Source organism: Duganella sp. HH101, assembly GCF_001758795.1.
GTDB classification, from domain to species: Bacteria; Pseudomonadota; Gammaproteobacteria; order Burkholderiales; family Burkholderiaceae_D; genus Rugamonas; species Rugamonas rivuli.
Genome location: NZ_LRON01000053.1, coordinates 1 through 7,280, shown reverse-complemented (window position 1 = coordinate 7,280; position 7,280 = coordinate 1). Strand labels below are relative to the sequence as shown.

Annotated in this window: 8 protein-coding genes; all 8 read left to right on the top strand. The window is 68.3% G+C overall.

Annotated features, from left to right (window positions below; all coding sequences use genetic code 11):
• On the top strand, positions 1 to 704 hold a 704-nt coding region (locus DUGA2_RS34715; protein WP_229214834.1), incomplete at its 5' end, for a TIGR02450 family Trp-rich protein.
• Between the two features lie 218 nt (positions 705 to 922).
• On the top strand, positions 923 to 1,966 hold the full coding sequence (locus tag DUGA2_RS32100) for a hypothetical protein (protein WP_070273323.1): 1,044 nt from the start codon (positions 923 to 925) through the stop codon (positions 1,964 to 1,966).
• 106 nt (positions 1,967 to 2,072) lie between these two features.
• The gene (locus DUGA2_RS32095) at positions 2,073 to 2,441 is read left to right on the top strand and encodes a nuclear transport factor 2 family protein (RefSeq protein WP_070273322.1); all 369 of its coding nucleotides are present in this window, start codon (positions 2,073 to 2,075) and stop codon (positions 2,439 to 2,441) included.
• A 188-nt stretch (positions 2,442 to 2,629) separates the two neighbouring features.
• Positions 2,630 to 3,118 carry a DUF4188 domain-containing protein gene (locus DUGA2_RS32090; RefSeq protein WP_229212431.1) on the top strand — a complete coding sequence of 163 codons (489 nt, stop codon included), beginning with the start codon at positions 2,630 to 2,632 and terminating at the stop codon, positions 3,116 to 3,118.
• A 32-nt stretch (positions 3,119 to 3,150) separates the two neighbouring features.
• A complete protein-coding gene (locus tag DUGA2_RS32085; RefSeq protein WP_070273320.1) occupies positions 3,151 to 4,425 on the top strand; it encodes an NAD(P)/FAD-dependent oxidoreductase in 1,275 nt (424 codons plus the stop codon).
• 51 nt (positions 4,426 to 4,476) lie between these two features.
• Positions 4,477 to 4,896 carry an ester cyclase gene (locus DUGA2_RS32080; protein WP_070273319.1) on the top strand — a complete coding sequence of 140 codons (420 nt, stop codon included), beginning with the start codon at positions 4,477 to 4,479 and terminating at the stop codon, positions 4,894 to 4,896.
• Positions 4,897 to 4,923: 27 nt separating this feature from the next.
• Entirely contained in the window at positions 4,924 to 6,030 is a 1,107-nt protein-coding gene (locus tag DUGA2_RS32075) for a DUF4331 domain-containing protein (protein WP_070273318.1), read from the top strand.
• A gap of 63 nt (positions 6,031 to 6,093) precedes the next feature.
• Positions 6,094 to 7,275, top strand: coding sequence for a tetratricopeptide repeat protein (locus tag DUGA2_RS32070; protein WP_070273317.1), 1,182 nt, complete (start codon positions 6,094 to 6,096; stop codon positions 7,273 to 7,275).
• The last annotated feature ends 5 nt before the right edge of the window (positions 7,276 to 7,280 follow it).

Below are 7,280 nucleotides of genomic sequence, written 5' to 3'. Positions count from 1 at the left end.
TCGACGAGCCGGCCCTGCTGTCCGCGCCGCCGGCCGGCCGGGCGGTGGCGCCCGCGGCCCGGGCGGCGGCCGGGCGCGATGTCTGGCTGGTGCACCCGTGGGCGCTGGGCGAACCGCCGGCCGACCTGCCGCGCGACTGCCTGCGCATCGGCTGGTGGCCGGCCGACCATCATCGCCTCTGGCCCTGGTCAGCCATGCGCTGGGCGTTTGCGGACAGCCGCATGCAGGCGCTGGCCCCGGTCTGCTGGTACGCCGGCGGCGCCGACCTGGACGCCGCGCTGGCCGGTGCGCGCTCGGTCCAGACCTGGGCCGATCCCCACTGCGGCACACTGTTGCCGCCCGGCGTGCTGCAGCGCGCGGCGACGCCGCTGTTCGTCCCCGTGCGCCAGCCATGCCAGTCGTTTTCCCAGTGGTGGCGGCGCAGCATGCACGGCATCGACGCCCTGCGCGACCTGCCCGGCCTGGCGGCGCCGGCGCAACCGCCGCTGCGCCTGCAGCCCGCCAAACTGCTGCGCAGCAAATGGACCGCGGCGAAGCCCTTGAACCGGGAAAAACACTTCATCGTGACGGCGCTGATCGAAGAGGATCCGCCCGGCGCCGGGATCGACCTGATTACCATGGAGGCGGTGCTGACACGGCGCAGCTTCACCCTGCGCTGGCGCGAGCTCAACGACAGCACCCGCTGGCTGCAGGGCTGGCGCTGACGCCGTCCACGCCGCCCCCGGCTCAGAAGAAAGCCGTCGCCAACGCCGAGCAGGCCGTGACTGGTTCCCGACAACCGATCGAATCCCGCCAGACCCGCGGCATCCCTTCCTAGCTCTTAGTGGCTATTGCGCCCCCCGCCGCGCGCGGGCACTGTTCGCAGCGTCTACACCGAACCGCAGTATCCACCTCCGCTATGACTCAACATAAGGGACTTGCCATGTCATTTTTCCGTCCACGCTACCGCAATCTTCTGCTGCTCGCCGCCGTGCTGGCGCCGGCGCTGGCGCACGCCGCGCCGTACACCACCACCCGCTATATCCGCATCGACCTGAAGACCGACACCGGCTACAGCTACGATGAAAATTTCAACCGCCTGCCGGATAGCCCGCAGCGCCCGGGCGCCAGCCAGGAAACGCTGCCCGAAGGCGTCACCCGCTGGTTCCTGGGCGCCGACGTCGACGTCATCAAGCGCCACCCGGACGGCCGCCTGGAAGTGGTGTCCCACAAGCCGGCCTACTCGCAGCTGCCGCACCACTACATCTTCACCTATCAGACCAGCAGCCGCCCGGCCAAGGACGAGTGCGGCATCCTGCCGCTGGCGGTCGGCCGCGACCTGCTGGACCTGCGCTTCCCGGCCGGCTACGCGTTCGCGATGAAGGGCGGCACGCTGGGCGGCCTGGACTTCCACTGGACCAATTCGGCCAACGTGCCGGAAACGGAAGAGCTGTACGTGCGCTTCAATATGCACTGGGACGAAGGCACGACCAGGTACCGCGACTTCAATATCACCTGGGTGGGCCTGAATCCCTGCCGCGAAGAAGTGGTGATCCCGACCGGCACCCACGTGGTGAACGGTCCCAAGCACACGCTGGGCGAGGCGGCCCGCATCATCGAGGTGGCGCCGCACGTGATGGACCACGCCGACTACCTGGATGTGCGCATCAACAACCACAAGGCCTACCGCTTCGAGCCGACCTACGCGTCGAACCCGGCCGCCCACTACGGCGCCGGCGAAGGCGCGCCGACCGTGCCGCTGCACGTGCATCCGAAGCACATTCCACAGAACGGCGCGCCGATCTGGATGCCCGGCATCTATGGTCCGAAGGTCGCCGGCGACGACGTCATCACCGCGCGCCTGAGCGTCACCAACCCGCACAAACAGCCGATCGAGAACTCCGGCATCCTGCTGGTGTTCTGGGAGCCGCTCAACGCCGACGTCATCACCGACAAGTTCAGCCCCGATCCGGACAGCGAGCAATAAGCCTGGCGGCCGCCCGGCGCGGCCGTACGCGACACCCCGGTCGCCCGATCGGGGTATGATGGCATTTTGCCATTAATATTAATTTTTTAACAGAGTGGAGAGACTTATGGAACAAAGCGCACTGCGGGATACCTGGGAAGTGTACACCGGCTCCTGGAGCGAAACGGACGCCGCGGCACGACAGAAGATTTTCGAGCAATGCCTGAACCCTGACTGCGAGTATTCCGACACCCACGTGCACGTCAACGGCCACGACCAGCTGGCGGCCTACATGACGGAGTTCCAGAAAAACGTGCCGGGCGGCCGCTTCGTGACCACCGAATTCGCCGAGCATCACGGCCGCAGCCTGGCCCACTGGAACCTGGTGGTGGGCGAGGACAAAGTGGTCGGCAAGGGCGCCAGCTTCGGCCAGTACCATGCCGACGGCCGCCTGAAACAGATGACCGGCTTCTTCCTGCCGTTCGGCGACAACTAAGCCATCCATCGCGGGCGGGCGCGCGCTGCCGCCCCGCCCGCGCCCGCCATTCCCACCCCCTCCCCCCGCCAATCGGGCTATTGAGCACCGAACCGGCCATCGCCTATCGTGTCACCTGCATCGCGCCGCCAGCGGCGCCAATTCTTAACGGGACACAGATGGCACAGCAATCAGTGATAAACGATCGCATGACGATCAGCGTTGAAGAGGACTTCGTCGTGCTGTTGATCGGCATGCGCATCAACAAATGGTGGAAGATCCACAAGTGGCTGCCGATCGCCATCGCGATGCGCCGCATGATCACCGAGCTGGTCGACGATCCGGACAGCGGCCTGCTGGGCGGCCAGTACCAGACCGTCGGCAATCCGATCTGCTACGTCCAGTACTGGCGTTCCTACGAGGCGCTGCTGGCCTACAGCCACAGCAGCGAAAAACGCCACCAGAAGGCGTGGCGCGGTTTCTATAAGAAGATCGGCACCAGCGGCGACGTCGGCATCTGGCACGAAGCCTACCGCATCGCCCCCGGCCAGTACGAGTCGGTCTACATCAATATGCCGCCGTTCGGGCTGGGCCAGATCGGCCCCCTGCTGCCGGCGCGCGGCCAGCGCGAAACCTCGCGCGGCCGCATGGACAGCGTGCGCGCCAAGGACAGCGAGCACGACAAGACCCCGGCCTGAAGCCGTTCGCATCCCCCACTCGGAAGCCCATCATGCAAAACGAAATGCCATTCGACGTCGTCATCGTCGGCGCCAGCACGGCCGGCTGCGCCGCCGCCGTGCTGTTTTCCCGCCGCGGCCTGAAGGTCGCGCTGGTCGAGCAGAACCCGCACGCCGACGCCTACAAGAAAATCTGCACCCACTACATCCTGCCCGCCGCGCGCCCGGCCATGGCGCGCCTCGGCCTGGACCACCTGGTGGAACAGGCCAGCGGCGTGCGCAACTCGCTGGCCCTGTGGACGCGCTGGGGCTGGGTGCCGCCGGTCGATGTCAACACCAAGAATTTCGGCTACAACATCCGCCGCCAGACCTTCGACCCGCTGCTGCGCTCGCTGGCGATCGAGGCGCCGGGCGTGCACTTCATGCCGGGCTGGAAGGCCGCGGCGCTGCTGCGCGACGGCCGCCGCGTGTGCGGCCTGACGATAGAGGACAAGCAGGGCGAACAGCGCACGCTGCGCGCCGCGCTGACGGTGGCGGCCGACGGCCGCGAGTCCGGCATGGTGGAGCTGGCCGGCATCCCGTCCAAGGAAAGCCCGAACATCCGCTTTTCCTGCTTCGCCCATTTCCGCAACATCCCCGACGAAGACCGCTCGTTCTCGCGCATGTGGCTGCTGGAACCGGAGATCGGCTACCAGTTCCCCAACGACGACGGCACCACGCTGATCGCCATCATGCCGATGAAGACCCGGCTCGACGAATTCAAGCAGGATCCAGAAGCCTGCTACCGCCGCTTCATCGCGGCGCTGCCCGGCGCGCCCAAGCTGGACGGCGCCGAGATGATCTCCAAGATCATGATGAACAGTAAGAACTCCAACCTGCTGCGCGGCCGCGCGCCCGACGGCATGGCCCTGATCGGCGACGCCGCCATGACTTCCGACCCGCTGGCCGGGGTCGGCATCGCCTGGGCGCTGCAGTCGGCCGAATGGCTGGTCGAGCACCTGGCCGAGCCGATCAAGCAGGACGCGCCGCTGGCGCCGGCGCTCAAGCGCTACGCCCGCCAGCACCGCTGGGAATTGCGCGCCCACCACCAGACCATCCGCGACATGGCGCGCGTGGCGCCGCTCAATCCCTTCCAGCGGCTGCTGTTCTCGGCCGCCGCGCGCGACACCCGGACGGCCGAACTGGTCAACGATTTCCTGGCGCGCGACATCGGCGTCGGCCGCTTCCTGTCGCCCGGCGCGCTGGGACGGGCGCTGTGGGTCAACCTCAGGCACGGCCTGGGCGGCCCGCGCGCCGGCGCCCAGCTGGCGCGCGGCGGCAACCAATAAGGCGGCGCGCCGCCGGCATATTTTTATCGCAGTCCAACCCAAGGAAAAACCATGCAAGCAATCGACATCGTCAAGCAGTACGCCAGCGCCTTCAACGCCCACAACGTGCCCGCCGTGCTGGAGCTGTTCGGCAGCACCGGCACCTACACCGATCCGGTGGCCGGCAACGCCCTGCACCAGGCCGACCTGGGCGGCTACATCCACGGCCTGCTGGGCGCCTTCCCCGACCTGCAGTTCGAACTGGTGCGCCTGGCGCCGGCCGGCGACAATCTGGTCGTACTCGAATGGATCATGCGCGGCACCAATACCGGCCCGTCGCCGAGCGGCCCGGCCAGCGGCCGCACGCTGGCCATGCCCGGCGTCGACCTGATCACGGTGGACGGCGACGGCATCGCCCATCTGGTCGCGTATTTCGACCGCATGCTGTACGCCGAACAAATGGGCCTGCTGCCGCAGGAACAAGCCGCCTGATCCCTCCCCCTTTGCGAAGAGAGCACCATGAAAAGACTGATACTGATGTGCCTGGCCCTGCTCTGCACGGCCGCGTCCGCCTCCGACCACCGCGAATCGCCCGCCATCCAGGCCGACCCGCATGCCGACCTGACCGATTTCTACGCCTTCCTCAACCCGCGCGACAGTTCCAAGCTGGTGCTGGTGATGGCGGTCAACCCCTTCCAGGCCACGGTGCAGGAAGGCGCCTACCACTTCACGCCGGACGCGCGCTACCGCTTCAACATCGACAACAACGGCGACGCCATCGCCGACCGCGTGATCGACATCCGCTTCGGCGCGTACGACACGGCGACCCACAAGCAAAGCTACACCGCCCGCATCAACAACGACATCAGCGTCACCGGGCTGGTCACGGAAGGCACCCGCATCACCCGCGAGCCGAATCCGCCCATCATCACCGACGGCCCGCAGGGCATCCGCACCTTCGCCGGCACCCGCGACGATCCCTTCTTCATCGACACCGTCGGCGTGCAGCGCACCTTCGCCGGCACCGGCCGCTTCACCGCGACCGACGCGCTGGCCGGCTACAACGTCTCGGCCATCGTGATCGAATTGCCGCTGTCGATGGTGACGGCGCCGCGCGGCACCAAGCTGGGCTTGTGGGCCTCGGTCGACCGCAAGGACAACAGCCGCAGCCAGCAGGCCGAAATCGAGCAGCCCGCCACCGGCGAGCGCGGCGAGAAGTTCCACCAGATCCAGCGCCTGGGCAACCCGGCCGTCAAGGTCATCTTCATTCCGGACGAATTGAAGGACCTGTACAACGCCACCCGGCCGCATGAAAAGGTCGCGATGTGGACCAATGTGCTGGTCAACACCCTGCGCGCACCGCAGTTCAGCCTGAAGGAAAGCGAAGTGCAACGCCTGGCCGGCCTGTTCGCGCCCGACATGCTGCACATCGACCTGAGCAAGCCGATCAAGTTCCCCAACGGCCGCTGGCTGGACGACGACTCGATCGACATCATCTTCACCTCCAACCTGGACACCGACCTGCCCATCTTGTACCGCCGGGGCGAGCTGGACGGCGTGAACCACAACGACGTACCGTTCAGTAACGACTTCCCTTACCTGGCGCCGCCGCACCAGGCACCGTAAGCTTTCCTCCCCCAGCCCCCCGTTCCATCCGCCGATGGCGGGGGGCGCACCCTCCTGTCACTCATGCGCACACTGATAAGCTTGCTGGCCATGCTGCTGCTGGCCCCGATCGCCGCCGACGTCGCCGCCCAGGCCAGGCGCCCCGGCAGCAGCGATGAAGTCATCGAACACATCCCCGAATTCAAGCGGCAGCAGGCGCTCAGGCGGCTGCAGGAGCTGCTGCGCGCCCAGCCCGCCGACGAAGACCTGGCCGCCGCCGTGGTGCAGGCCCAGCTGACGCTGGCCAGGCGCACCGGCGATCCGCGCTACCTCGGCTATGCGCAAACCTCGCTGGCGCCCTGGTGGTCCGATCCGGCGCCGCCGCCGCGCATCGCGCTGCTGCGCGCCTCGGTGCTGCAGAAGCGCCACGAGTTTCCCGCCGCGCTGAAGGACTACGACTATGTACTGCGGCGCGAGGGCAACAACGGCAACGCCCTGTTCGCCCGCGCCGTCATCCACCAGGTCACGGGCGACTACGCCAGGGCCGCCCAGGATTGCCGCCTGCTGATGGCGCTGCGCGCCGACAGCGCGGCCGCCGCCTGCCTGGCCTCGGTCCAGGGCTTGAACGGCCAGGGCCAGCAGAGCGCGCGCGCGCTGCAGCGCCTGCTGGTGCGCGGCAACGAACTGGACCCGGAATTGCGCGTCTGGATCCTGACCGCCTCGGCCGAACTGGCCCAGCGCCTGGGCCGGCCGGCCGAGGCGCGCCAGTACTTCGAGGTGGCGCTGCCGCTGTCGCCGCAGGACCCGTACCTGCTGGGCGCCTACGCCGATTTCCTGCTGGCCATGAAGCAGCCGCAGGAAACGCTGACGCTGCTCAAGGACGCCGGCGCCAGCGACGCCATGCTGTTGCGGCGCGCGCTGGCGCAGCGCGCGCTGGGGCAGGACGCCGGCGCCGCCATCGCCCAGCTGCGCGAACGCTTCGCCGGCTACCAGCAGCGCAAGGACGGCAGCCATAGCCGCGAACGGGCCCGCTTCGCCCTGCATCTGGAAGACGATCCGCGCCTGGCGCTGCAACTGGCGCGCGACAACTGGGAGCGCCAGCGCGAGCCCGCCGACACCGCGCTGGTGCTGGCGGCGGCCCTGAAGGCGCGCGACGCCGGCGCCGCGCAGGCGACGCTGGGCTGGCTGCGGGCGGCCCGGCTGGAAGACGTCGAGCTGGCGCGGCTGGCCCAGGCGATCCGGCAACTGCCGCGAGGCGGCGCATGACGGCG

What these genes read in the sequence shown, in the direction of transcription:
- DUGA2_RS32100 (WP_070273323.1), top strand. Translation starts at nt 923, where the DNA reads ATGTCATTTTTCCGTCCACGCTACCGCAATCTTCTGCTGCTCGCCGCC.
- DUGA2_RS32095 (WP_070273322.1), top strand. Translation starts at nt 2,073, where the DNA reads ATGGAACAAAGCGCACTGCGGGATACCTGGGAAGTGTACACCGGCTCC.
- DUGA2_RS32090 (WP_229212431.1), top strand. Translation starts at nt 2,630, where the DNA reads ATGACGATCAGCGTTGAAGAGGACTTCGTCGTGCTGTTGATCGGCATG.
- DUGA2_RS32085 (WP_070273320.1), top strand. Translation starts at nt 3,151, where the DNA reads ATGCAAAACGAAATGCCATTCGACGTCGTCATCGTCGGCGCCAGCACG.
- DUGA2_RS32080 (WP_070273319.1), top strand. Translation starts at nt 4,477, where the DNA reads ATGCAAGCAATCGACATCGTCAAGCAGTACGCCAGCGCCTTCAACGCC.
- DUGA2_RS32075 (WP_070273318.1), top strand. Translation starts at nt 4,924, where the DNA reads ATGAAAAGACTGATACTGATGTGCCTGGCCCTGCTCTGCACGGCCGCG.
- DUGA2_RS32070 (WP_070273317.1), top strand. Translation starts at nt 6,094, where the DNA reads ATGCGCACACTGATAAGCTTGCTGGCCATGCTGCTGCTGGCCCCGATC.